The following is a 24,899-nucleotide window of genomic DNA, read 5'->3' on the forward strand; positions in this document are numbered from 1 at the left end:
TCTGAATTAATGCCACTGCTTTTCTTTGAAATCCCCAAATTGAGGAGCCCGTTAAACATTATGTTTAGCGGGTTTTTTTCTTTTCTGCTCCGTAACTTCCACAGCCTCCTTTCCTTCCGCTCTTAATGTTGCCTTAAGCGCTTTCAGGCATCGTAGACTCCCTGTACTTATCGTCAAAGCGTCATAAAAATGTCATCAATTCTCAACAAACCCGAAACGAAGCGCGTAATTAGGAGGGAAGCTCTTTACCCTCTTCCGGCTGACTTTTATTTTAAGCAATCCGTGCTGTTAGTGCTGAGCGCGATGTTTCTGATTTGGCTGTCGCGCAGTGAAAGCTGGGACATGGCCATTAGCCAGATGTGGTATGACCCGTTGACTCAGCGGTTTCCATGGAAAGATAACGTCTGGCTGGATGTGATTAACCACCGCCTGTTAAAAGACCTGGTCATCGGCGGCGGCGTACTGCTGCTGATTACCGGGATCGTACGCCGTCAGTGGCGTTGGGTACTGGTGGCACTGCTGATGGGTATCGGACCGCTGGTGGTTGGTGTGCTGAAAAGCAGCAGTGCGCATTCCTGCCCGTGGGACCTGGTGCAGTTTGGTGGTCATGCCGTTTCCTATCCGCTATTCGGATCTATTCCCGAAAATAGCGGGCCGGGCCGCTGCTTCCCGGGGGGGCATGCCTCCAGCGGATTCAGTGCGATGGCGCTGTTTTTCCTGTTCTGGCCTCGTCGCCCGCGCCTCGCCTGGTGCTGCTGGTGGGCGGCGCTGGTACTGGGGACGGCGATGGGCTTTGGTCAGATTATGCGAGGCGCACACTTCATGTCCCACAACCTCTGGGCCGCGTGGTGGGTCTGGCTGACGCAGTGTGTAATTTTCGGGTGCGTGACGCATCTGTTTAAAGTGAAGAGGAAATTAATACAATGATGGAAGAGATTAACCGCTCGCTGTTTCTCTGGATCAACGCCAACGGTGACTCGCCGGGATGGCTGATCGCACTGGCAACGTTTATAGCCCGCGACGTGATTGCCATCGTCCCGCTGATGATCGTCGTACTGTGGCTGTGGGGGCCACGCAGCCAGCTGACCTCACAGCGCGTGCTGGTGGTGAAAACCGGTGTGGCGCTGCTGTATGCGCTGGCAATATCCTGGAGCCTCGGCCATCTTTTCCCGCATCCTCGCCCCTTCGCAATCGGGCTTGGCCACCAGTATCTTGCCCATGCCCCTGATGACTCCTACCCCAGCGATCACGGCACGGTGATCTTTACCTTTGCACTGGCGTTTATTGCCTGGCATCGCATCTGGTCCGGCGCCGTTCTGCTGGCTACCGGTGCAGCTATCGCCTGGTCGCGCATCTACCTTGGCGTCCACTGGCCAATGGATATGCTGGGCGGGCTGCTGGTCGGCGTATTGTCCTGCCTGTTTGCACAAATTTTCTGGCTGATGTTCGGTAGCCGCCTGTTACCGCTGCTCTCATCTGTTTATCGGACGGTATTTGCTTTTCCAATCAGTAAAGGCTGGGTACGCCACTAATTATTTGACGGGCCGGAATCCTCCGGCCCGCAACGCCAGGATAAACCTCTTCCTCTCTCCGCTTTTCTTATTGCGCAATAAGTCCGAATTAAATGCTGCCTGCCCACTGCCGTTGCGCAATTGATTAAACCAGCAACACTTCAATCCATAAATTTAAAATAACTCATTGTTTTTAATAAAATATAAAAAAAGGCACTAACAAAAAACAGCCAACAAGACTACTATTTAACCATTTAAAAAACCTTAAATTCAGTTTAAATGCCTGCTAAGAAAGCAGTTACCTGGTAGATAATCCCTGCAAAACCTCCGTCGACAGAGGTTCACACCAAAAAAGGTAATGGAATTGTGACTGCGATCACCGGTAATAGATCATCCAGTGCTTTCATCTATTTTTTCTGATGGTAGAGTGTGCGCCATAAAAATCAGAGTGATTAATTAAATCCGTTATCGGTAATTAAAAATTGCTGTGCGGATGTTAAGCGATTTAATTAATTGTTTTTAAACACTGGAGAAAGTGATGGACTCATCCCAAACAGCGGTGCTCAATCCCGTAGCCCCTCAGGATGCCAGTACGTGGCGTAAAACCGACACCATGTGGATGCTGGGCCTGTACGGCACGGCCATTGGCGCAGGTGTGCTGTTCCTGCCGATTAACGCCGGAATCGGTGGCCTGATCCCACTGATCATTATGGCGCTGCTGGCCTTCCCGATGACGTTCTTTGCCCACCGTGGACTGTGCCGCTTCGTGCTTTCAGGCAGCAAACCTGACGGCGATATTACCGAAGTGGTGGAAGAACACTTTGGTGTGGGTGCCGGTAAGCTGATCACCCTGCTCTATTTCTTCGCCATCTACCCTATCCTGCTGGTTTACAGCGTAGCGATTACCAACACCGTCGAAAGCTTTATGACTCATCAGCTGCAAATGCAGGCACCGCCGCGCGCGCTGCTGTCGCTGATCCTGATCGTCGGTCTGATGACCATCGTGCGTTTTGGTAAAGACATTATCGTCAGAACCATGAGCATGCTGGTGTATCCGTTTGTTCTGGTGCTGATGGCGCTGGCGCTCTATCTGATCCCACACTGGAACAGCTCGATTTTCAACAACGTCAGCCTGAGCGGCAGCGGCAGTGGCCTGCTGATGACACTGTGGCTGGCGATCCCGGTAATGGTCTTCTCCTTCAACCATTCACCGATTATTTCCGCCTTTGCCGTAGCCAAACGCGGTGAGTACGGCGAAATGGCCGAGAATAAATGCTCCCGCATCCTGGCCCGCAGCCATATCATGATGGTGATTACAGTAATGTTCTTTGTGTTCAGCTGCGTGCTGAGCCTGTCACCGGAAAACCTGGCGGAAGCCAAAGCGCAGAACATTTCCATCCTGTCCTACCTGGCAAACCACTTCAGCACACCGCTGATGGCGTGGCTGGCACCGATGATTGCCATCGTGGCGATCACCAAATCTTTCCTCGGCCACTATCTTGGCGCGCGTGAAGGCTTCAACGGTACGGTGAATAAGATGCTGCGCAGCCGCGGTAAAACCATTGCTGAAAATAAACTGAACCGCTTTACCGCGCTGTTTATGCTGGTAACGACCTGGATTGTTGCCACGCTGAACCCGAGTATTCTTGGCCTGATCGAAAGCCTGGGCGGCCCGATTATCGCCGTGCTGCTGTTCCTGATGCCGATGTATGCCATTAACAAAGTTCCGGCAATGCGCAAGTACAGCGGCAAGCTGAGCAATGTGTTTGTGGTGCTGGTAGGCCTGGTGGCGATTTCCGCCGTGGTTTACGATTTAATCTGATGTTCCTCAGCGGGCGGACCGATCGGTCCGCCCCTGCTTCACGAGCGCAAGTCAGCAACAATTAGCGTTAGCTAAATAGCCCGGTGATTTTCATCACGATAAAGTCCCAGATTCGGCCAAAGAATCCCGCCTCTTTCACTTCATCCAATACCACCAGCGGACGCTGATCGATGGATTTGCCATCCAGCTGGAAATCAATGGTGCCAACCACCTGATTTTTTGCCAGCGGCGCAGTGAGCTGCGGCTGAGTCAGCGTAAAGCTGGCTTTCAGATTCTTCATCTGTCCCTTCGGCACGGTGATCGCCGCATCCTTAGCGACACCAAGATTGACCTCGCTTTGCTCACCGTACCAGACGCGCTGCGTGGCAAACGGTTTACCGGCCTTTATCGGGGTCACCGTTTCATAAAAGCGGAACCCCCAGGTCAACAGCTTCTCGCTTTCACGCATGCGAATCGCATCGGTTGCCGTCCCCAGCACCACGGAAATCAGCCGCTGATCGCCGTCAACCGCCGATGCGACAAGGTTATTTCCCGCGCCGGAAGTATGACCGGTCTTGATACCGTCCACCTGCAAATTGGTGCTCCACAGCAGGCGGTTGCGGTTGTACTGGCGGATTTTATTGAAAGTAAACTCTTTCTCTTTGTGAATCGCATACTCATCGGGCACATCGCGAATTAGGGCCTGACCAATCAGCGCCATATCACGAGCGGTACTGTACTGCCCGTCGGAATCCAGCCCGTGTACGGTCTTAAAATGGGTATTCTGTAAACCCAGCGCCTTCACGTAGTTGTTCATCAGGCCAACGAAAGAATCCTGACTGCCCGCAACATAATCCGCCAGGGCGATACTGGCGTCATTGCCGGACTGAATGATAATGCCCTTGTTCAGCTCTGAAACCGGGATGCGATCCCCCGGCTTCAGGAACATCAGCGATGACCCCTGCAATACTGGATTGCCGGTCGCCCAGGCATCTTTACCCACGGTGACCATATCATCTTTGTTAATCTTGCCGGATTTCAACGCCTGACCAATCACATAGCTGGCCATCATTTTGGTCAGGCTGGCCGGATCGAGGCGGTCGTCCGCCTTGTATTCCGTCAGCACTTTGCCGCTGTTGTAATCCATCAATATCCAGGCTTTGGCATCAATCTGAGGCGCAGCAGGAGCCTGTTCAGAGTAGGCCGCTGGCAGTGTTAATAACACCGTTGTGGCAGTGACCAGCGTAAAAACGCTGGCAGAAAGGAGTTTTTTCTTCATGGCGTGACCGGATATCCATTTGAAAGACGTGTATTCGAAGCGCAATCGGGTACAGAGCCACCCTACACTAAGACGTTACATCACTTAAAAGAACCTTCGAACCGTAAAGTTTCTTAGAGTTTATTAGATAAATCTTAACCTTGCCTGTCATGATGGGTAAATAATCACCAACCCCGACACGATTACACCAGGACAAATTCTGATTTAGGGTTAAACGGTTAAGCCTGTCACAATAATTCGCTACTCTGAGAGCAATCTGCTGAGGAGGAGTGACCATGGATCTCGCACTGTTTGACCTGGATGAAACTATTATTTGTGAAGACAGCACAGGATTATGGCTGCACTGGCTGGTTTCTCAGGGCTTCGCCCCTCCCGCGATCCTTCAACAGGAGCAGGCGCTGATGGATCGGTACTATCAGGGAACTCTTTCAATGGAAGAATATATGGATACCACGCTTGCACCGCTGGCGGGCCTGGCGACCTCGACGGTTAGCGGCTGGATACGTCGATTTATCCAGCGTGACATTGTGCCGCGCGTCTATCCGGCGGCACGCGATCGTATGCGCTGGCATCAGCAGCGTGGCGATACGGTAATGGTGATTTCCGCCAGCGGCGAGCATCTGGTGGCCCCCATTGCGCAACGTCTGGGTGCCGATTGCGCACTGGCCATTGGCGTCGAGGTGGTCGACAGCCGCTACAGTGGCAAAATCTTCGGACCGCTGACCTATAAAGAAGGCAAGGTGGAGTGCGTTAATCGCTGGCTGTCGCAGAGCAGCACCCGTCAGTTTGAGAAAACCTGGGCTTACAGCGACTCAATAAACGATCTGCCGATGCTGGAAAATGCCGATCGCCCGCACGTGGTGAATCCGGCCGATACACTGCTCTCCCTGGCGCAGCAGCGCGGCTGGGAAGTGTGTAACTGGGTGCGCTAGAGCGCTATTTCAGGGAGCCAGTCCCACCCGCAGCAGCTTGCCGTCGGACTCATCGGTGAGCAAATACAGCCAGCCGTCCGGCCCCACGCGGACATCGCGAATACGCTCGCCGCGATCCTCAAGCAGGCGCTGCTGATCGACTACCCGCTCGCCGTTCAGGCTGAGCCGAATCAGATTCTTTTCCTTCAGCGCGCCGATAAACAGCGAGTTTTTCCACTGCGAAAAGCGGTCGCTGTTATAAAATGCCATACCGCTGATAGCGGGTGAAACCTTCCAGTACCAGATCGGCTGCAGCGTTCCCTCAACCTCGCCGCCTTTTGAGCCGGGAACTTTCGCGCCGCTGTAATCGATACCCCAGGTCGCCAGTGGCCAGCCGTAGTTGGCCCCTTTACGTAAAATATTCACTTCATCACCACCGCGCGGACCGTGTTCGCTCTCCCACATCTGCCGGGTCCAGGGATTGAGCGCCAGCCCCTGCGGGTTGCGCATTCCCCACGTCCAGATTTCCGGGCGCGCCCCTGCTTTACCCACTAGCGGATTATCCGGTGGTATTGAACCATCCGCCTTCAGCCGCACAATTTTTCCCTGTAGCGCATTCAGATCCTGCGCTTTTTCAGCCTGAAAGTTATCCCCGAAAGCGATAAACAGATTGCCACTGCCGTCGAACGCCATGCGGGTACCCAGATTAGCCCCGCCAGAAAGGCCCGGCTGCTGGCGGATGACTTCGCGGAAATCGCTGAGCTGCTGATAATCCTCGCTCAATCTGCCATAGCCTACGGCAGCCCCACCGCGTCCATCCGGCTCGCCCCGCGTATAGCTCAGCCAGACACGGCGGCTCTCGGCAAAGTCGGGGGCCAGCACTACGTCAAGCAGGCCTCCCTGGCTGCGGGTCCAGACTTCCGGTACGCCTTTAAGCGGCGCAGATAGCCCTTTTCCGGCCTGCCAGCGCCGGAGCTCCCCGGATCTTTCAGTGATTAACATCCCCTGATTATCAGGTAAGAACGCCAGTGCCCAGGGATGATTAAGGCCATCCTGTAGCTCTTCAACCGTAACGTTTTCCGCCATCGCCGCCTGACTGAACAGCAGTGCAAGCAGACTAACAGCGGCCAGAGGTTTGAACATTGTTTTCTCTCCGTAACGGGATGTATCAGATAACCGTAGCGAATCGGGGCTAAAGCGGCGGGCTTTTTACAAAACCTTAATGAGGAATGGGAAATCCGCAGCGCTGAACGGAATCCATCACTATTGATTCGTGTATGGTATGAGTTCATGCACATGCCGCTGAGGAATGGGTGCCGGGGTTCAGCCTCTGCTGCTGCTCCGGGCGGTCCTCGCGCCACGTTGCGGTGCCTTCGGTTACGCCATTCCGCCGACGGACCGGCCAGGATTGAACATCCCTGTTCAAACCCGGCCTGATGGCAGCGTCCCTGCTGCCTTCTCCTGGCGTAATGCCTCCACCTCAGCGCTGCGGATGCCCTTACGCAGCAGCAGAGGCTTTCCTTTTTGAGCTTATCATCGCTGCATGAACGTCGTTTTAGCATTAGATCTAAGCATGAACCTACAGAGTTATTTAAATATCAGGCAACGCAAAAGTCAGAAAGCAGGCTGGCCGTGCCCCCGCTCGGGCAATCCGCAGCGCTGAATGCAGAGAGGAAGCCAGGATTCGCCTGCATGGACGCAGGCGAAAGGCCCAGCCGCGCAGGACGCGCGTCTGGGCAGGTCCGTGAGGCAGACGAACGAAGTGAAGGAACCGCAAAGCGGCGCGAGGACCGCCCGAGCGGGGGCACGGCCAGCCAACGCCAACTACCAAATCTGCAAACAGCTTCACGGTAGCTCACACATCTGTGCCGGGCCGCGAGGCTGACGAACGAAGTGAAGGAACCGCAACGCGGCGCGAGGACCGCCCGAGCGGGGGCACAGCCAGCCAGCGTCGTTTCTTAAGACATCACCCGCCCCGCTATTGCAGCGCCGGAAACGCCGCCGCATCCTGTACCATCTCATCAATACCGCTACGCAACTCGTCGAAGGTAATCGGCGCACTGTTATTGGCAACGGATTTACCGTACGCCTTACGGACCACCTTCACCACCGGCTCACCGGTACGCGCATCCAGCAGCTCCAGCTCAAGGAACAGAACGCTGTTCTGCGTACGGTGGCCTGAAGCCGCCATTGTACTGGCAACGACCGCTGCAACCGGCACCACCTCATAGAATTTCATATCCTGATTTTCCGCACTCACCGCAGTAATGGCGGTTTTCAAAATCAACGTTCCCGGCCCCGGTTTACTCACCAGCGGCTTATGTCGCGCCGCCGCCTGCTGAAGCTGAGTGTCCACATAGCCACGCACCTGGTCTAAAGTCTGCTGGCTGATGCGTGCCGTCGGCCGGGCTGCAGGGTAGTAAACCACCGGCGTATAATAAATTCCGCTGTAATCCGCTGACTTAAAGGTTGGCGAAATCCAGCGCAAAGTCTGATGACCGCTCGGAGAACTGGTTGGTTTTAGCTGCGAGTAATCGGAGAGAAATCCTGAAAATTGTGTCGGCTCAGCCACTTTAGAGGAACAGCCCGCCAGTATTAAACTCAGCATGACCAGCCCGGCAGACCACTTCAAATGCATCGTTATCATGGAGAAGTTCCTTGTTGTGGAAAACAGCGTGAATTGATGTCTTTTTCATCATATGCAGGGATGTTGATTTCCTCTACGGCAGCCGAAAAAATCTTTTATGGCAGTGAGATGCCACGCAATTTTTTCCTGCCAGCCTATTAGTCAATGACAATTCATTAACAAAAGTGCTATATCATTCAGCCGGAAAAACGCTAAGGAACGCCGATGACCATTTTCCTACCGCTGATTTATCTGCTGGCGGGTTACGCTATGGGGCACAGCCGCTGGGATTTCAAAACGCTGGCTTCCCTGCTGTTAACCCGACTCATCATTCCGCTGGTCATCATCTATAACGTCTCCAGCCACTTTCACGCCATGAGCGGCATTATTCTGGTCACCGCGCTGTTAATGCTGATTTTACTGAGCGTTGGCCACCTTCTCAGCCGCGATCCGGTGCAGCATCTTTGCTTTTTCTATCTGAATATCGGCTGGCTGGGTCTGCCCATCGTCAGCGCCCTGTTCTCCGCTCAGGCGGTAGTGATCGTTATCGCCGCGTACGTCGGCAGCTCTATTTTTGGCAATGCCATTGGCGCAGGTATGCTCTCCGGCGCAGGCCTGGATCTGAAAGGACTGCTAAAAACACCGCCGGTGCTGGCGCTGGGTGCGGGTATCGTGCTGATCCCTTTCGGCGAGCAGATTACCCAATTCGGGGAAGGACTTTACGATGCCGCCAAATTTCTGATGAGCTTCCTTGGGATGGCTATTCTGGGAGTCTGGCTGGCGAAAGTCCGGGTGACGGCAGCGGATTTCCGTAACGAGCTGCGCCCTTTTCTACTGCGCGGTGGGGCCATTTTCCTGCTGATCAGCACCTTGTTGTTATGTGGGCATTTTTATGACATTCAGATACTGACCGATAACACGGCCACGCTGTATCTGTTCTGCCTGCTGCCGCCCGCAGCGAATATTATCGTGCTGGAAACCCACTACCTCGGCACCGGCCGCTCGGCGAAAGCGATTTCCTGCGGAACCTGCATCAGCATTGTTGCCATCGCAATTTACGCTGCCGCGATCGTGTTCAGCCGCATGATGTAAGTTGGATGATGTGGTGTGAGAAGGACGATGTAAGTTAAAGGCTCTGAGCTGGAAAATGTGAACCGCACGGTGTGCGTTGGGTAATGTCAACCGGATGGTTTGAGCGCGCAGCTCTCCCTGCGCGCTCAAAGTGCTATCAGTGCTTCAGTTTAGGGTCCAGCGCATCGCGCAGACCATCCCCCAGCAGATTGAAGGCCAGCACCGTCAGGAAAATGGCCAGACTCGGAAAGATCGCCACGTGCGGCGCCATCACCATATCCGCCTGCGCCGCATTGAGCATTGCGCCCCACTCCGGCGTTGGCGGCTGAGCGCCCAGCCCCAGAAACGACAGGCTGGCGGCAGAGATAATTGAGGTGCCGATACGCATCGTGAAATACACCACGATGGAAGAGAGCGTTCCCGGCAGAATATGGCGCAGAATAATCACCCAGTCCGGCGCACCGATGCTGCGAGCGGATTCAATATAGGTCAGGTGCTTCAATACCAGGGTATTACCGCGCACCAGCCGGGCAAAGGCTGGAATGCTGAAAATCGCCACCGCGAGGATCACGTTGGACATGCCGTTACCAAGCACCGCCACCACCGCTATCGCCAGCAGGATACCGGGAAAGGCGAACAGCACGTCGCAGATGCGCATAATAACGCGGTCCCACCAGCCTTCGTAATAGCCGGCCAGCAAACCCAGCAGCGTGCCGATAGCGGCCCCCACCGCCACCGAAAAGACCCCGGCAACCAGCGACAAACGCGCACCGAGCAGTACACGGCTGAAGATATCGCGGCCCAGCGCATCCACGCCGAACCAGTGCAGCATCGACGGCCCTTCATTAAGCCTGTCGTAATCAAAATAGTTTTCCGCATCGAACGGTGCCAGCAGGGGGGCAAATGCAGCCACCACGACCAGCAGCACGATAAATATGGCTGCCGCCATCGCCAGATGCTGACGACGAAAACGCCGCCAGAACTCACGCCACGGGGTACGCAGGCGATCGGGGCTGATTGTCGGCAGTGCGGATAGCGCAGCTTTGCGTCGCCAGTTAAGCATCAACCATCCTTATTTGTAGCGAATTGCCGGATTGATCGCCGCGTAGAGCATATCGACCATCAAATTAATCAGGATAAACTCCAGTGAGAACAGCAGCACTTCGGCCTGAATCACCGGATAATCACGCATCTCAACGGAATCAACGAGCAGCCGTCCCAACCCAGGCCAGTTGAACACCACCTCCACGACGATCGATCCGCCGAGCAGGAAGCCAAACTGTAGCCCCATCATGGTGACCACCGGAATCATCGCATTGCGCAGGCCGTGTTTGACCACCACCAGCGATTCACGCACGCCTTTGGCCCGCGCGGTACGCATGTAATCTTCCTGCATCACCTCGACAAACGATGCGCGGGTAAAGCGAGCCATCACTGCCGCTACGGCGGCACCAAGGGTAATCGAGGGTAAAATATAGTGCTGCCAGCTGTCAGCGCCAACGGTCGGCAACCAGCCCAGCTCAACGGAAAAAACCTGCATCAGCAGGATACCCAGGGCAAAAGCCGGGAAGGAAATGCCGGACACCGCCAGCGTCATCCCCAGACGGTCGGGCCAGCGGTTGCGCCACACGGCGGAAACAATGCCAATCGCCATGCCGAAAACAACCGACCACGCCATACTGCTCAGCGTCAGCCAGAAAGTGGGCATAAAGCGCAGCGCAATCTCTTCAGACACCGGGCGTTTTGACACCATCGACAGGCCAAAATCCCCCTGCAACGCATTGGTGATATAGCGCCAGAACTGCTGCGGCAGCGGCAAATCCAGCCCCAGCTGTTCGCGTACCATCGCCACCACTTCGGCATCCGCTTCTCGGCCGGCAATCAATCGCGCCGGGTCTCCCGGTAAAAGATGAACAAACAGAAACACCAGCACCGCCACAATCAGCAGCGTCGGGATCAGGCCCAGCAGGCGTTTAATAAAATAGTTAAGCATCGATGTTCCTACGCCCCCTTAACAGGGGGCGTTTTGCTGTCGGGCGTTACTTCAGGTCAGCATCGTCGAAGCTGAACGAGGTATCCGGCATCACGTAGAAACCGGTCAGGTTTTTAGTGTTAGCGGAAACCAGCTTCTCTACCACCAGCGGCACCCACGGCTGATCTTTCCAGATGCGATCCTGGGCATCTTTATACAGGGCGGATTTCTTCTCGCCGTCGGTAGTGTTCAGCGCGTCGGTCAGATCTTTATCCACCTGCGGATTGCTGTAGAAGGCGGTATTAAAGATGGTTGGCGGCCAGGACTGGGTGGCAAACAGCGGCGTCAGCGCCCAGTTGGCTTCACCGGTTGATGCCGACCAGCCGGTGTAGAACATCCGCACACCGCTCTCTTTCTGGCCTTTATCTTCAACCTGCGCCGCACGCTGGCCGGCATCCATTGCCGTCAGCTGTACCTTGATCCCCACCTGTGCCAGCTGCTGCTGGGTAAACTGCAGCACCTTCTGTGCGGTGCTGTGGTTATGGGAGGACCACAGCGTGGTGCTGAAACCGTCAGGATAGCCCGCCTCTTTCAGCAGCTCGCGCGCCTTCGCCGGGTTGTACTCCGGTGCCGGATAGCTTTGTGCGTACTGAATAGACGGCGGAACGATGCCGGTAGCCGGGGTGGCGTAACCGGCAAAGGCCACTTTCGCCAGCGCATCACGATTAATCGCGTAGTTAATCGCCTCGCGCACTTTCGGGTTATCAAACGGCTTCTGGGTGACATTCAGGCTGATGTAGCGCTGCATAATCGATGGCGAGGTGACCAGATCGAGCTTGCTGTTTTTCTCCAGCAGTTTTGCCTGCTCGAAGGGGATAGGGAAAGCAAAGTTCGCCTCACCGGTTTGCAGCATTGCTGAACGCGTATTGTTGTCGACCACCGGACGCCAGGTAATCGAATCCAGCTTCGGATAGCCCGGCTTCCAGTAGCCGTCAAACTTCTTCACCTTAACGAAGTCGGTCTGGTTCCAGGTGACAAATTCATACGGACCGGTTCCCACCGGGTGGAAGCCGATATCCTTACCGTACTTCTTCAGCGCATCCGGGGAAATCATCGCGGCCACCGGGCTGGCCAGGGTATTGATAAAGGCGGAGAACGGCTGCGAAAGCGTAATCTTCACCGTGGTCGGGTCGATAACTTCAGTGCCGGACACCACTTTAAACAGGTTAAAGCGCTTGAGGTGATTGTCAGGATTGCTGGCACGATCGAGGTTGGCCTTCACCGCCGCCGCGTTGAACTCCGTACCGTCCTGGAACTTCACGCCGCTGCGCAGCTTAATGGTGTAGTTCAGACCGTCGGGGCTGACCTGATAGCTCTCGGCCAGCACGTTCTGCAGTTTCATATCCTTATCAAAACCAAACAGGCCCTGATAGAAGGATTTTGCCACCGCCTGCGACAGCGTATCGTTGGCATCATACGGATCGAGGGTGGTGAAGTTGGAGGCCACGGCGATAGTGACATCCTTCGCCGCCCAGGCAGGCAGAGCGGCAATAGTGCCCAGCAGCCCGGCGGTTAACAACAGCTTACGCGTTTTCAGAACCATCATCTCAATCTCCTGTCTCTTATTTTCATTATCAAATAATCAGGCGCGGTTAATCACATGTCGGGCAACATAATGCCCGGCACTGACCTCAACCAGCGGGGCCACCAGCGGCTCATCGCCAAGGGCACGGATCGGGCTGGGAATTTCATCAACAAGCAGCGCTCGCTCGCGGCGGCGATGGCCGGGCTGGGCGACCGGTACGGCCGCCATCAGCTTGCGGGTATACGGATGCTGCGGGTTTTCAAAGACGGCCTGGCGCGGGCCGATCTCTACGATCTGCCCCAGATACATTACCGCCACCCGGTGGCTGACGCGCTCAACCACCGCCATATCATGGGAAATAAACAGAAACGCAATGCCGTAGTCGCGCTGGAGGTCAAGCATCAGGTTAATAATCTGTGCCTGAATCGACACATCCAGCGCGGACACCGATTCATCGGCAATCACCACCTTGGGATTCAGCGCCAGCGCCCGGGCGATACAGATACGCTGCCGCTGGCCGCCGGAAAATTCGTGCGGATAGCGCTGCGCATGTTCCGGCAGCAGCCCGACCCGCTCCAGCAGGCTGGCCACTCGCTGCTCGGCCTCCTGCCCGCGGGCGATGCCGTGGACCAGCAGCGGCTCCATAATCGAGTAGCCCACCGTCAGACGCGGATCGAGAGAGGCGTAAGGATCCTGAAAAATAAACTGAATATCGCGGCGCAGATGCGACAGCGCACTGCCCTTGAGCAGATCGATGCGCTTACCGTCAAAGGTAATCGAGCCGCCCTGGCTCTCTACCAACCGCAGCAGCGATCGCCCGGTGGTGGATTTGCCACAGCCGGATTCACCGACCAGCGCCAGCGTTTCGCCGTGATGAAGATCGAAGCTGACTTTTTCCACCGCGTGCACTCGCCGTGTAACTCGGTTAAAGATACCGCTGCGAATATCAAAACGTGTCACCAGATCGCGAACCTGCAACAGCGGCGGGCCGTCTTTACGCACGGTATCCTGCGGCGGCTCGTTCGCTGCAACCTCGTCACCCACCAGTGGAAACTTCTGCGGAAAGGGGCGACCGGTCATTGCACCGAGTTTTGGCACCGCCGCCAGCAGCGCACGGGTGTAAGGCTCTTTCGGTGCGGAAAACAGCGTTTCTACTTCGCCGGTTTCCACCACGTTACCGCGATACATCACCTGTACCCGATCGGCCATTTCCGCCACCACGCCCATATCGTGCGTGATAAATATCACCCCCATCTGCATTTCCTTTTGCAGTACGCGGATCAGCTGCAGGATCTGCGCCTGAATGGTCACATCCAGCGCGGTGGTCGGCTCGTCGGCAATCAGCAACGCCGGGCGACAGGAGAGCGCCATGGCGATCATCACCCGCTGACGCATGCCGCCGGAGAGCTGATGCGGATAGCGGGACATAATATTTTTAGCTTCCGGAATGCGGACCAGATCCAGCATGCGCTTCGCTTCCTCCAGCGCCTGCTGGTGATCTTTACCCTGATGCAGGCGAATAGACTCGGCGATTTGCTCACCGACCGGAAACACCGGGTTCAGAGAAGTCATCGGCTCCTGGAAGATCATCGCGATATCCGCACCGCGTATCTCACGCAGTTTCCGGGAGGAGAGCGTCGCCAGATCGACCCGCTGCTGGTTGCGGCGACGCAGCAGAATACTGCCGCTATCAATGCTGCCGCCGCCCTGCTCTACCAGCCGCATCAGTGCCAGTGAAGTCACCGACTTACCGGAACCGGACTCGCCGACAATCGCCAGCGTTTCGCCTTCGCGAACCGTTAACGAGAGATTATTTACCGCCTGAATGCGCTGACCTTCCTGCTGAAAACTCACGCTGAGGTCGTTGACCGTCAGCACCAGTTCATTGTGCTGGTGAAGCGCGCTCATCAATACTCCTCGCGAAAAATAGCCGCCACCGGCGCTTCGCCGACCACGCCGTAACCGCGATACATCCCTTCACTGTTAAACGGCAACAGCACATTTCCCTGGCGATCGATGGCGATCAGCCCACCGCTGCCGCCGAGCTGAGGGATTTTTTCCATAACGACCCGTTCGGTCGCCTGCTGAAGCGACAGGCCACCGTAGTTCATCAGTGCGGCAACATCATAGGCCGCAAGAGTACGAATAAAGACTTCGCCAGTGCCGGTACAGGAAACCGCCACCGTATCGCTGGCATAACAGCCCGCGCCCGGCAGCGGAGAGTCACCCACCCGGCCAACCTGTTTATTGGTCATGCCACCGGTGGAGGTGGCGGCAGCAAGATTTCCTGCGGAATCCAGCGCGACGGCACCGACGGTGCCCATTTTACGATCAGGGTCGAGCGGCTCGCCCGAACGGGCTTCGTCGTGATCCAGCACCACTTTCTGCTGGTTCTGCGCGCGTTCAAGCTGTTTGCGACGCCCCGGCGTAGAGAAAAAGTCAGCGGCAACCATTTCCAGCCCCTGGGCAGCCGCAAACGATTCCGCACCGGCGCCAGTGAACAGCACGTGGGGACTGTGTTCCAGCACCGCGCGCGCTGCCAGCACCGGATTGCGAATATGGGATACGCCCGCGACGGCACCAGCTTCAAGCGTACGGCCATCCATCACGCAGGCATCAAGTTCATGGGTCGCCTGATGGGTAAATACCGATCCCACTCCGGCGTTAAACATCGGGCACTCTTCCAACAGACGGACCGCTTCGGTCACCGCATCCAGCGCGCTCGCACCGCTGGCCAGCATCGCCTGGGCGCTGGCCACAATCTGCATCAGCGCCTGACGATAGCATTGCTCGGCTTTTGCATCCATACTGGTACGAGTTATCGTGCCTGCACCACCGTGGATGGCAATCGTCGCTCTGACCATGATTATTTATCCTGTCTGTTAAATCAGCATGAAAAACACCGGGTTAGCTGGTATTTTTTGAAAAAATACCGTTTTGACTATAGGTAGCATACCTGAGGTTGTAAAGCGGAAAGTTCGCACCCTGATAATAACCAATGGTTCTAACTTAGCTGCGTTTCTTACTTTCGCACCGCCGTTTTCAGCATGCGTGACCCTGCTGTCGAATCGCGCCATAATACTGCCAAAAGCATTTCGCCCGCCCTGCGGCGCGAACCGAGGAGAAGTTATGGAAGCGTTTACATCGGGATTGATCTCCCTCGACGATGCCCTGAGCAATATGCTGAGCCGCATTACCCCTATTGATGAAAGTGAGCTTTTACCGCTGCCGCAGGCGGCAGGACGCATCAATGCGTCGCCGGTAATATCGCCGATGGCGGTTCCCCCTTTTGATAATTCTGCGATGGATGGCTATGCCGTCCGCATGGCCGATGTTCAATCCGGCACGCCGCTGACCGTCGCGGGTAAAGCCTTTGCCGGTTCGCCTTTTAACGGTGACTGGCCGGCCGGCAGCTGTATCCGCATTATGACCGGCGCGCCGATACCTGCGGGATGTGAAGCCGTGGTGATGCAGGAACAGACCGAACAGCAGGGTGACGCGGTGGTGATTACCGCCGAAGTCAGTGCCGGGCAAAACATCCGCCGCGCTGGCGAAGATATCCGCCAGAGAAGCGAAGTACTGACCGCCGGTGTCAGGCTCGGTGCCGCCGAACTGCCGCTGCTGGCCTCGCTGGGCATTGCCAGCGTGCAGGTACTGCGCCCGTTACGCGTGGCGATTTTCTCCACGGGTGATGAACTGCAATCACCGGGCCAGCCGCTGGCCGCCGGGCAGATTTACGACACTAACCGCTTTGCCGTGCATCTGATGCTGAATAAACTGGGCTGTGAAGTGATCGATCTGGGCATTATTCGTGACGATCGCGATGCGCTGCGTGCCGCTTTTCATGAAGCCGATGCCCGTGCTGACGTGGTGATCAGCAGCGGCGGTGTCTCCGTTGGCGAGGCCGATTACACCAGGGAGATGCTGGAAGAACTGGGCGAAGTCACCTTCTGGAAGCTGGCGATCAAACCGGGCAAACCGTTCGCCTTTGGTCGACTGCAAAACAGCTGGTTCTGCGGCCTGCCCGGCAATCCTGTCTCGGCCATGCTCACGTTCTATCAGCTGGTGCAGCCGCTGCTGGCTAAACTTACCGGTCAAAGCGGACCTGCCCTGCCGCCGCGCCAGCGTGTACGCAGCGCCGATGTGCTAAAAAAATCGCCGGGCCGCCTCGACTTCCAGCGCGGGATCTTGCTACGTAACGCGCAGGGAGAACTGGAGGTGAAATCCACAGGCCATCAGGGTTCTCACGTCTTCAGCTCATGGCATCAGGCCAACTGCTTTATCGTTCTTGAGCGCGAACGCGGCACTGTACAGCCCGGTGAGTGGGTGGAGATTGAACCGTTTAACGCACTGCTGGAAGGCTGATATGCATCCCGAACTCAGCGATGAAGAGATGCTGCGCTACAACCGCCAGATTGTGCTGCGCGGCTTTGATTTTGAAGGCCAGGAGCAGCTGAAAGCGGCAAGCGTGCTGGTGGTCGGGCTGGGCGGGCTGGGCTGTGCCGCCAGCCAGTATCTTGCCGCTGCGGGCGTCGGTCATCTGACCCTGCTCGACTTTGACAGCGTTTCACTGTCGAACCTGCAACGGCAGGTGCTGCACGGCGAAGCGCAGCTGGGTATGGCGAAAGTCGAGTCAGCGCGTGCGCGTTTAACAACCATCAACTCGCAGATCCGCTACAGCACGATAAATGCGCAGCTTGACGATGGCGAACTGGCGCAGCTGATTGCCGATCATCATCTGGTGGTCGACTGCTGCGATAACGTCGCCACGCGTGAACAGCTCAACCGCCTGTGCTTTAGCAGCAAAACGCCGCTGGTTTCCGGCGCGGCGATTCGTATGGAAGGGCAAATCAGCGTGTTTCGCTGGGGCGATAACGAACCGTGCTATCGCTGCATCAGCCGGCTGTTTGGCGCCGCAACGCTCAGCTGCGTGGAAGCGGGTGTGATGGCACCGCTGGTCGGGGTGATCGGTTCTCTTCAGGCAATGGAGGCAATTCGCACACTCACCGACTACGGTAGCCCGGTTGCCGGTCAACTGCTGCTGTACGATGCCATGACCTTACAGTTCCGTACGATGAAAGTGGCCCGCGATCCTCACTGTGAAGTTTGCTCGGACAGCGCATCGGAATAAACGCTTTTCGTAATTTTTACGGAGTAAAAACAAGCGTTTCGGCTGGCAGAACCTATAATAAAGTATGACCGCCCCGGTGGCAGGAAGGATGACGTAGATGATTGCAGACCAGCACGCCGTGACCACCCACTCCAGTAAGCTTTCATTGCGCCAGATGATGATCATTTTTTTACTGGCAATCGTGAGTGTGGTGATTCTGATAAACGGCTGGCTGATCTGGAACTCCTGGCAGCGGACCATCGCCTCGGCGCAGAATGATGCGCATAATCTCTCGCAGTCGCTCTCCCGTCAGGCGGAGGACACGTTCTTACAGGTCGATCTGACGTTACAGGACGTCAGCGACCGCATCTCGCTCATCGGGTTAAATCAGGCACAGCACGGCTATCTGCGCGAGCTGCTCAGCTCGCGCACCAGCTCACTGCCGCAGCTTAACGGTATGGCGATCTATGATGCGCAGGGTAACTGGTTAGTCACCTCCAGGGGGAACATTCCAAAACAGATCAATAACAGCGATCGGGAATATTTCCGTTATCACCTCACCCATGCCGACAGCAAGGTCCATATCGGCAAGGTGATCCGCAGCCGCGCAACGGGTGATTTGGTGATCCCGGTTTCATTACGCCTGAATAACAGCGATGGTTCCTTCCGCGGAATTCTACTCGCGTCGGTCAACCTTAGTTTTTTCAAAACTGTTTACGGCTACTACAACCTGGGTCGCCATAACGTACTGGCGTTGATGCTCAGTGACGGTACGATCCTGTATGTGCGTCCCTATGTTGAGAGCGCCATTAACCGCAATATCTCTGACAGCCCGCTGTTCACCACCCTGCTGAAAAACGCCTCCAGCGGCACCGCCGTTTATAAATCCGCACTGGACGGCAAAGAGCGCGTCTTCGGCTATTCGGCCCTGCAGCGCTATTCGCTGGTCACGGCCGCCGGCTACGATAAAGGGCAGCTGATGCGCGGCTGGTTCTCTACGCTGAGCGTCTACATCGCGCTTTGTACCATTCTGCTGCTGGTCATTTTCCTGTTGGGGATGCTGGTGTTACGGCATATCAGCCTGAACCAGAAAAACCAGCTGGAACTGACCGCCGTGCGCGACCGGCTCACCGCGATGAACCGGACGTTACAGACGCTGGCGCTGGTTGACGGTCTGACCGGGTTGGCTAACCGTCGTCAGTTCGATCTCTATTTGCAGCACAGTGTCGATCGGGCACATAAGTTACAGATCCCGCTGGCGCTGCTGATGATTGACGTCGACTCGTTTAAAGCGTTTAACGACAGCTACGGCCATCCGGCAGGAGACGACTGCCTGAAACGCATTGCCGATGCGCTGGCCCACCTGCCCCACCGCCCGGACAATCTTGTGGCCCGTTACGGCGGAGAAGAGTTTGCAATTATTTTGCCCGGTGGCGATCGTGAGGTGGCGAGTCGTCTGGCGCAACAGGTGGTCGAAGCGATTAGCGCACTGAATATTCCCCATCAGCACAATAGCTGCGGCCAGCAGAGGGTCTCCGTTAGTGTCGGACTACATGTCATGACCCAGGAAAATCAGATACTGTCGCCACAGGCGTTGATTGCCGGGGCGGATCGGGCGCTGTACGTGGCAAAAAACGCGGGGAAGAATCAGGTAGCGGAATAATGATTAAGCGTGGGCCAGAAGAACCTGGCCCACGAACGGCAATTTAGACGATACCCTGGCTGCGCAGGTAGTCTTCGTAGTTGCCGGTGAAGTCAGTGATCTTGCCCGGTGCCATTTCAATGACGCGGGTCGCCAGCGAGCTGACGAACTCACGGTCGTGAGAAACGAAGATCAGCGTTCCTTCGTACATCTCCAGCGCCATGTTCAGCGCTTCGATAGATTCCATATCGAGGTGGTTGGTCGGTTCATCCATAATCAGGATATTCGGCTTCTGCATCATCAGCTTGCCAAACAGCATGCGCCCTTTTTCCCCACCCGAAAGCACTTTAGCAGGCTTCTTGATATCGTCCTGACTAAACAACAGACGACCGAGAATGCTGCGAACCGCCTGCTCGTCGTCCCCTTCCTGCTTCCACTGGCTCATCCAGTCGAATACGGTAAGATCGTCGCTGAAGTCATGGGCGTGGTCCTGCGCGTAGTAGCCAACCTGCGCGTTTTCAGACCATTTCACGGTGCCGCTATCCGCAGCCAGTTCACCCACCAGCGTTTTCAGCAGGGTGGTTTTACCAATACCGTTCGGGCCGAGGATCGCCAGCTTTTCACCCACTTCCAGCAGCATATTCAGGTTTTTAAACAGCGGACCGTTATCAAAACCTTTGGTGACCGCTTCAAGCGTCAGCGCATTACGGAACAGCTTTTTATCCTGTTCAAAGCGGATAAACGGGTTCTGACGGCTGGAGGCTTTGACCTCTTCCAGCTTGATCTTATCAATCTGCTTGGCGCGAGAGGTTGCCTGACGGGATTTCGAGGCGTTGGCGCTGAAGCGGCTGACGAAGGACTGCAGTTCGTTGATCTGCGCCTTCTTCTTGGCGTTATCAGACAGCAGACGTTCACGCGCCTGAGTGGCGGCCGTCATGTATTCGTCATAGTTACCCGGATAAACACGCAGTTCACCGTAGTCCAGGTCAGCCATATGCGTGCAGACCATATTCAGGAAGTGACGGTCGTGCGAAATAATGATCATGGTGCTGTTACGCTCGTTCAGCACCTGCTCCAGCCAGCGAATGGTATCGATGTCCAGGTTGTTCGTTGGTTCGTCAAGCAGCAGAATTTCCGGGTTAGAGAACAGCGCCTGCGCCAGCAGCACACGCAGTTTCCAGCCGGGGGCGACTTCGCTCATCGGACCGTAGTGCTGCTCCAGCGGAATACCCACGCCCAGCAGCAGTTCACCGGCGCGTGCTTCAGCGGTATAACCGTCCATTTCGCCGTATTTTTCTTCAAGATCGGCAACTTTATAGCCATCTTCTTCGCTCATTTCCGGCAGCGCATAAATACGGTCGCGCTCTTCCTTCACCGCCCACAGTTCTACGTGGCCCATGATGACCGTATCCAGCACCGAATACTGTTCGAAGGCGAACTGGTCCTGACGCAGCTTACCAATACGCTCGTTAGGATCGATGGAGACGTTACCGGCAGAAGGCACCAGATCGCCACCCAGAATTTTCATAAAGGTGGACTTACCGCTGCCGTTGGCACCGATCAGACCGTAGCGGTTGCCACCGCCAAATTTGACAGAAATGTTTTCGAACAGCGGCTTACTGCCAAACTGCATGGTGACGTTGCTGGAAACTAGCACAGGATTGCCTTTATTTTACGTAATGAGGATGTGAGTCAGCGCGCATTATGCCAAAAACGGCGCGGCGAATACAGTGTACTGGTGCGGCAGGCGGGCGCGGAGGTAAAAAGGCCGGGTGAGTACCCGGCCATAGGCTTAGTGACTTTCCGCTTTATGCTTCGCTGGAGCCAGCGTTGCGGCATCTTCATCGTTACTCAACCAGTCGTGCAGATAGTGTTCAATCTGCTCCAGGCTGCGGTTACGGGTTTCCGGCACGCACTTAATCACGAACAGCGCGCCGCAAACGCCTATCAGACCGAAGATAAAGAAAGCACCGGAGAGGCCCACGCTGGCGAGCAGAAGCGGGAAGGCCAGAGAAATAAGGAAGTTGGCAATCCACATCGCGAACACCGCGCCGCCCATAAAAACGCCGCGCAGGCGGGTTGGGAAGATCTCCGAAAGCAATAACCAGGTGACCGGAGACAGCGCACCCTGCTGGAAGCTTAAAAACATCAGCATGCCCAGCAGCACCATATAGCTGCGCAGAACATCCACCTCGCCGTTGATGGTTTCCGGCATGAAGTAGCTCACCGCGCCGATAAAGAACAGGCAGGCGGTGCAGCCAAACTGGCCGATTTTCACCAGCGTGCGGCGGCCAATACGACCCAGCAGCCAGATGCCGACAAAGGTCATGATGACGGAGATTGCGCCGTTGGCAATGGTGGCGAACAGTGCCGCATCGGTGCTCATGCCTACCGCTTTCAGCATCGTTGGCGCGTAGTACATGATGGTGTTCACGCCCGAGGTTTGCTGAATTACCGCAATGCCCACGCCGATCAGGAACAGTTTAAACAGCCAGGGCTTTCTCAGTTCCCGAACGCTGGAACGCGTCTGCTGGCGGTCTTCCTCTTCCAGAGTCTCGGTTATTTCCTCCAGCTCCCATTCAACGTCTTCCTTCGCTCGCGTCCGCTCCAGCACCTTGCGCGCTTCGGCCAGCCGCCCTTTCATCGCGTACCAGCGTGGCGTATCCGGCATAAACATCATGCCGAACCACAACAGTACGGCGGGAACCGTGGCAACGAACAGCATCCAGCGCCAGGTATCATGCCCGCCCCAGGCCGCGTTAAACCCGGCGTTGGAGATATAGGCCAGCATCTGACCGGAAACGATCATCAGCTCCTGAATCGTCACCAGCTGCCCGCGCTTGTTGGCGGGTGCAATTTCCGCGATATACACCGGCACCGTGGCCGACGCGCCGCCGACGGCAACGCCTAAAACCACGCGGAAGAAGATCATCCACTCCACGTCAGGGGCCAGCGCGGTGCCTATCGATCCCATCGCGAAAATAATCGCCAGGGTAATAATGATCTTTCTGCGGCCTACGGCGGCGGCAAAATGACCGGAGAACAGTGCGCCAAATGCCGCACCAAACAGCAGTGAACTGGTAACCAGTCCGGTAGTGAAGGGGGTAAGGTGTAACTCGTCACCCATAAACAGCAGGGCTCCGGAAATAACGCCGGTGTCATAGCCAAACAGCAGGCCACCTAAAGTAGCGATTGCGGCAATCACTTTAACAAGGGGTTCTGTTTTGGTGTTGCTGTTGGGACCTGACGCACGGTTAGCGGTTATATATTGTTCTTTTGCCATAGCGACTTCAATGACCTCTTAACGACCTGGTTGGTAAGGGGACAGAGCGGTAAAACTCAACCTTGTTTTAACAACAACCGTCTGCATAACCAATTTAGATCATTTTTTTCATTTTAATTAACAATGAAAATTAAATTTTGAGAAACTGATCCCATTACTGCCTTTAATTTGTGACGCATCGCTCATTAATCCGCTTTTAAGGTTGAACTGGCCCGATAATATGCCTGCAGTTTCATTTCACATCACAACAAAAGAGAATATAAATTTCATTACAAAATAGAGGTGATAGCTATCTATCATTCATCCTCTCAATAAAAATCAACCAAAAATATATTTAAATCAATTAAAAATCAATTAGTTATGCAGGTGATGGTTTATTTATCATTTCATCATCATCGCTATCACTTTTATCTTGTGGAGTGAGGGTTATGGGAGATAACCGGAATTAAAACAGGGATTAAACCTGTGCGGATATAACAACTGTCCGGCAGCGACAGGAAGGGATTAACACGGAAAGTGATTAGCCCCCGAAAAGGGGGCTGTGGGGAAGGCAATATTACTGTGGGGTTTCTGCCGGGCCAAATACGGAATATTCCGGCAGGCTGACGTTCTGGTAATTTTCCCAGCCGCCGCCCAGCGCTTTATACAGTGCAACCAGATCCAGACCGGTCTGCACCCTCGCCTGCTCGGCCTGCTGCTGCGCCTGCGCCAGCTGACGCTGGGCGTCGAGCGCCTCAATAAACGAAGAGATCCCCTGGCGGTAACTGTCGCTCGCCAGATTGAACGCCGACTGCTGTGCTTTTACCGTTTCATCCAGACCGACCACCTGCTGCTGATCGCTGCGGTAGCTGACCAGCGCGTTTTCCACATCCTGCAGCGCGGTCAACACAGTTTGCCGGTAGCCCAGCGCGGCGCTGGCCTGCTGTGCACGTGCCACTTTAACGCTCGATACCAGACGCCCCCCCTGAAATATCGGGATGGAGACGGACGGACCGTAGCTGTAGAAGTGGCTGCTCCAGTTATCCAGATAGCCCGCATCGCTGTTGCGCATACCAAACTGCCCGGTCAGCGACACGCTGGGGAACAGCTCGGCCACCGACACGCCGATATTCGCCGTGGCGGCATGCAGGCTGGCTTCCGCCTCGCGCACATCGGGGCGACGGCGGGCCAGCGTGGCAGGGATGCCGACCGGCACCACCTGCGGCAGCGATGGGAACGCTTTGCTGGCCGCCAGTTCGCCATCCAGCGCGCCGGGTACGCGACCGGTTAGCACCGCCAGTCCGTTCATCGCCTGATGGATCTGCGCTTCGTACTGCGGCAGCTGAGAACGCAGCAGGTTGTACTGGGCGCGGGCGTTCTCCACGTTGGTTTGCGGTGCCAGCCCGTTACGCTGCTGGCTCTGAGTCAGCTCCAGCGTCTGCTGCGCAACGGTGATTTGCGTCTGGAGCGTGGCGGTGATCGCCTGCGCGCCGCGCAGTTGCAGATAGGCCCGGGCCACTTCGGCCTCCAGCGACACCAGCGCGTCGTTGCGGCTTTCTATCGACTGCTGCTGCTGCGCACCGGCCATCTCAACCTGACGACGGACTTTGCCCCACATATCCAGCTCCCAGGAGGCATCAAAGCTGCCCTGGTACAGGCCGACCGGTTTAGACAGACTGTCCAGCACCGGTTTTAAGTCGGTATCGGTATCAATTTGATCAACGCGATCATAAACCCCTTCGGACTCCAGCTCGCCTTTGATGCCCAACTGCTGGCGGTTAAATCTGGCGTTGCCGTTCACGGAAGGAGCCCAAGCTCCGCGTGCCTGGCTCAGCTGCTGACGCGCACCGGCAATGCGCAGTACCGCCTGCTGTAGCGACAGGTTCCCGGCAATCGCCCGCTCAATCAGGCTGTCCAGCTGCGGATCGTTAAAGGATTTCCACCAGCTGGCGTTGACCGCCGTTGCCTGCGGGCGCGATGCGCTGCCCGACTGCATGCTGTTAAAGCTGCCCGGTGTGGAGGGTTTGGGTGCCTGGTAATCCGGGCCAACGGCACAGGCGCTCAGCGCCAGCACGGCAGCCACCAGCATTGCCGTTCGCGAACGGGCCAGAGGGAAATAAACGTGCATG

Annotated in this window: 19 protein-coding genes; 8 read left to right on the top strand and 11 right to left on the bottom strand. The window is 56.0% G+C overall.

The features are described 5' to 3' along the window. The first annotated feature begins 183 nt into the window (after positions 1-183). The 3 genes from OMR58_RS09580 to OMR58_RS09590 all read left to right on the top strand — a co-directional run bounded on the left by OMR58_RS09580 (position 184) and on the right by OMR58_RS09590 (position 3,333). Positions 184-927, top strand: a complete 744-nt coding sequence (locus OMR58_RS09580; protein WP_264545843.1) for a phosphatase PAP2 family protein — start codon at positions 184-186, stop codon at positions 925-927. Further along, on the top strand, positions 927-1,532 hold the full coding sequence (gene ybjG / locus OMR58_RS09585; protein ID WP_264545844.1) for an undecaprenyl-diphosphate phosphatase: 606 nt from the start codon (positions 927-929) through the stop codon (positions 1,530-1,532). The genes OMR58_RS09580 and ybjG overlap by 1 nt, the downstream gene beginning before the upstream one ends. 517 nt (positions 1,533-2,049) lie before the next feature. After that, positions 2,050-3,333 carry an HAAAP family serine/threonine permease gene (locus tag OMR58_RS09590; RefSeq protein WP_105593490.1) on the top strand — a complete coding sequence of 428 codons (1,284 nt, stop codon included), beginning with the start codon at positions 2,050-2,052 and terminating at the stop codon, positions 3,331-3,333. 67 nt (positions 3,334-3,400) lie between these two features. Here OMR58_RS09590 and OMR58_RS09595 read toward each other — a convergent pair whose 3' ends face one another. Next, positions 3,401-4,591, bottom strand: a complete 1,191-nt coding sequence (locus OMR58_RS09595) for a serine hydrolase (RefSeq protein ID WP_264545783.1) — start codon at positions 4,589-4,591, stop codon at positions 3,401-3,403. 275 nt (positions 4,592-4,866) lie between these two features. Here OMR58_RS09595 and OMR58_RS09600 point away from each other — a divergent pair, with 275 nt between their 5' ends. Further along, positions 4,867-5,523, top strand: coding sequence for an HAD family hydrolase (locus OMR58_RS09600; RefSeq protein ID WP_264545784.1), 657 nt, complete (start codon positions 4,867-4,869; stop codon positions 5,521-5,523). 9 nt (positions 5,524-5,532) lie between these two features. On the opposite strand, the gene OMR58_RS09605 is transcribed toward OMR58_RS09600, so the two are convergent. Beyond that, positions 5,533-6,645: a PQQ-dependent sugar dehydrogenase gene (locus tag OMR58_RS09605; protein ID WP_279355977.1), complete on the bottom strand. Its 1,113-nt coding sequence runs from the start codon at positions 6,643-6,645 to the stop codon at positions 5,533-5,535. A gap of 835 nt (positions 6,646-7,480) precedes the next feature. Beyond that, complete coding sequence (locus OMR58_RS09610) at positions 7,481-8,149, bottom strand: DUF3313 domain-containing protein (RefSeq protein WP_234471990.1); 669 nt, start codon at positions 8,147-8,149, stop codon at positions 7,481-7,483. 204 nt (positions 8,150-8,353) lie between these two features. Here OMR58_RS09610 and OMR58_RS09615 point away from each other — a divergent pair, with 204 nt between their 5' ends. Further along, complete coding sequence (locus OMR58_RS09615) at positions 8,354-9,220, top strand: permease (RefSeq protein ID WP_264545785.1); 867 nt, start codon at positions 8,354-8,356, stop codon at positions 9,218-9,220. A gap of 136 nt (positions 9,221-9,356) precedes the next feature. On the opposite strand, the gene gsiD is transcribed toward OMR58_RS09615, so the two are convergent. Genes gsiD through OMR58_RS09640 form a run of 5 tightly spaced genes read right to left on the bottom strand, consistent with a single transcriptional unit; the run spans position 9,357 to position 15,620 of the window. Then, complete coding sequence (gene gsiD, locus OMR58_RS09620; RefSeq protein WP_264545786.1) at positions 9,357-10,262, bottom strand: glutathione ABC transporter permease GsiD; 906 nt, start codon at positions 10,260-10,262, stop codon at positions 9,357-9,359. Positions 10,263-10,271: 9 nt separating this feature from the next. Further along, positions 10,272-11,192 (bottom strand): glutathione ABC transporter permease GsiC, encoded by a 921-nt coding sequence (gsiC, locus tag OMR58_RS09625; protein WP_105593496.1) that lies wholly within the window; start codon positions 11,190-11,192, stop codon positions 10,272-10,274. A gap of 46 nt (positions 11,193-11,238) precedes the next feature. Beyond that, positions 11,239-12,777, bottom strand: a complete 1,539-nt coding sequence (gene gsiB / locus OMR58_RS09630; protein WP_105593497.1) for a glutathione ABC transporter substrate-binding protein GsiB — start codon at positions 12,775-12,777, stop codon at positions 11,239-11,241. Positions 12,778-12,813: 36 nt separating this feature from the next. Next, complete coding sequence (gsiA, locus tag OMR58_RS09635) at positions 12,814-14,664, bottom strand: glutathione ABC transporter ATP-binding protein GsiA (RefSeq protein ID WP_264545787.1); 1,851 nt, start codon at positions 14,662-14,664, stop codon at positions 12,814-12,816. Then, positions 14,664-15,620, bottom strand: a complete 957-nt coding sequence (locus OMR58_RS09640; RefSeq protein ID WP_264545788.1) for an isoaspartyl peptidase/L-asparaginase — start codon at positions 15,618-15,620, stop codon at positions 14,664-14,666. The genes gsiA and OMR58_RS09640 overlap by 1 nt, the downstream gene beginning before the upstream one ends. A 265-nt stretch (positions 15,621-15,885) precedes the next feature. Between OMR58_RS09640 and moeA the strand changes: the two genes are divergently transcribed. From moeA to OMR58_RS09655, 3 genes are all read left to right on the top strand, one after another. Continuing rightward, positions 15,886-17,121, top strand: coding sequence for a molybdopterin molybdotransferase MoeA (gene moeA / locus OMR58_RS09645; protein WP_264545789.1), 1,236 nt, complete (start codon positions 15,886-15,888; stop codon positions 17,119-17,121). Between the two features lies 1 nt (position 17,122). Continuing rightward, positions 17,123-17,887, top strand: a complete 765-nt coding sequence (moeB, locus tag OMR58_RS09650) for a molybdopterin-synthase adenylyltransferase MoeB (RefSeq protein WP_264545790.1) — start codon at positions 17,123-17,125, stop codon at positions 17,885-17,887. A gap of 97 nt (positions 17,888-17,984) precedes the next feature. Further along, positions 17,985-19,529, top strand: coding sequence for a sensor domain-containing diguanylate cyclase (locus OMR58_RS09655; RefSeq protein ID WP_264545791.1), 1,545 nt, complete (start codon positions 17,985-17,987; stop codon positions 19,527-19,529). A gap of 43 nt (positions 19,530-19,572) precedes the next feature. Here OMR58_RS09655 and OMR58_RS09660 read toward each other — a convergent pair whose 3' ends face one another. The 3 genes from OMR58_RS09660 to OMR58_RS09670 all read right to left on the bottom strand — a co-directional run bounded on the left by OMR58_RS09660 (position 19,573) and on the right by OMR58_RS09670 (position 24,898). Next, positions 19,573-21,165, bottom strand: coding sequence for an ABC-F family ATPase (locus OMR58_RS09660; protein WP_105593503.1), 1,593 nt, complete (start codon positions 21,163-21,165; stop codon positions 19,573-19,575). A gap of 135 nt (positions 21,166-21,300) precedes the next feature. Beyond that, positions 21,301-22,791, bottom strand: coding sequence for a sugar porter family MFS transporter (locus tag OMR58_RS09665; RefSeq protein ID WP_264545792.1), 1,491 nt, complete (start codon positions 22,789-22,791; stop codon positions 21,301-21,303). 556 nt (positions 22,792-23,347) lie between these two features. Beyond that, the gene (locus OMR58_RS09670) at positions 23,348-24,898 is read right to left on the bottom strand and encodes an efflux transporter outer membrane subunit (RefSeq protein WP_264545793.1); all 1,551 of its coding nucleotides are present in this window, start codon (positions 24,896-24,898) and stop codon (positions 23,348-23,350) included. Between the last annotated feature and the right edge of the window lies 1 nt (position 24,899).

The sequence above is a fragment of the Erwinia sp. INIA01 genome (assembly GCF_025947915.1).
GTDB classification, from domain to species: Bacteria; Pseudomonadota; Gammaproteobacteria; order Enterobacterales; family Enterobacteriaceae; genus Erwinia; species Erwinia coffeiphila.

What these genes read in the sequence shown, in the direction of transcription:
- ybjG (WP_264545844.1), top strand. Translation starts at nt 927, where the DNA reads ATGGAAGAGATTAACCGCTCGCTGTTTCTCTGGATCAACGCCAACGGT.
- OMR58_RS09590 (WP_105593490.1), top strand. Translation starts at nt 2,050, where the DNA reads ATGGACTCATCCCAAACAGCGGTGCTCAATCCCGTAGCCCCTCAGGAT.
- OMR58_RS09595 (WP_264545783.1), bottom strand. Translation starts at nt 4,591, where the DNA reads ATGAAGAAAAAACTCCTTTCTGCCAGCGTTTTTACGCTGGTCACTGCC.
- OMR58_RS09600 (WP_264545784.1), top strand. Translation starts at nt 4,867, where the DNA reads ATGGATCTCGCACTGTTTGACCTGGATGAAACTATTATTTGTGAAGAC.
- OMR58_RS09605 (WP_279355977.1), bottom strand. Translation starts at nt 6,645, where the DNA reads ATGTTCAAACCTCTGGCCGCTGTTAGTCTGCTTGCACTGCTGTTCAGT.
- OMR58_RS09610 (WP_234471990.1), bottom strand. Translation starts at nt 8,149, where the DNA reads ATGATAACGATGCATTTGAAGTGGTCTGCCGGGCTGGTCATGCTGAGT.
- OMR58_RS09615 (WP_264545785.1), top strand. Translation starts at nt 8,354, where the DNA reads ATGACCATTTTCCTACCGCTGATTTATCTGCTGGCGGGTTACGCTATG.
- gsiD (WP_264545786.1), bottom strand. Translation starts at nt 10,262, where the DNA reads ATGCTTAACTGGCGACGCAAAGCTGCGCTATCCGCACTGCCGACAATC.
- gsiC (WP_105593496.1), bottom strand. Translation starts at nt 11,192, where the DNA reads ATGCTTAACTATTTTATTAAACGCCTGCTGGGCCTGATCCCGACGCTG.
- gsiB (WP_105593497.1), bottom strand. Translation starts at nt 12,777, where the DNA reads ATGATGGTTCTGAAAACGCGTAAGCTGTTGTTAACCGCCGGGCTGCTG.
- gsiA (WP_264545787.1), bottom strand. Translation starts at nt 14,664, where the DNA reads ATGAGCGCGCTTCACCAGCACAATGAACTGGTGCTGACGGTCAACGAC.
- OMR58_RS09640 (WP_264545788.1), bottom strand. Translation starts at nt 15,620, where the DNA reads ATGGTCAGAGCGACGATTGCCATCCACGGTGGTGCAGGCACGATAACT.
- moeA (WP_264545789.1), top strand. Translation starts at nt 15,886, where the DNA reads ATGGAAGCGTTTACATCGGGATTGATCTCCCTCGACGATGCCCTGAGC.
- moeB (WP_264545790.1), top strand. Translation starts at nt 17,123, where the DNA reads ATGCATCCCGAACTCAGCGATGAAGAGATGCTGCGCTACAACCGCCAG.
- OMR58_RS09655 (WP_264545791.1), top strand. Translation starts at nt 17,985, where the DNA reads ATGATTGCAGACCAGCACGCCGTGACCACCCACTCCAGTAAGCTTTCA.
- OMR58_RS09665 (WP_264545792.1), bottom strand. Translation starts at nt 22,791, where the DNA reads ATGGCAAAAGAACAATATATAACCGCTAACCGTGCGTCAGGTCCCAAC.
- OMR58_RS09670 (WP_264545793.1), bottom strand. Translation starts at nt 24,898, where the DNA reads ATGCACGTTTATTTCCCTCTGGCCCGTTCGCGAACGGCAATGCTGGTG.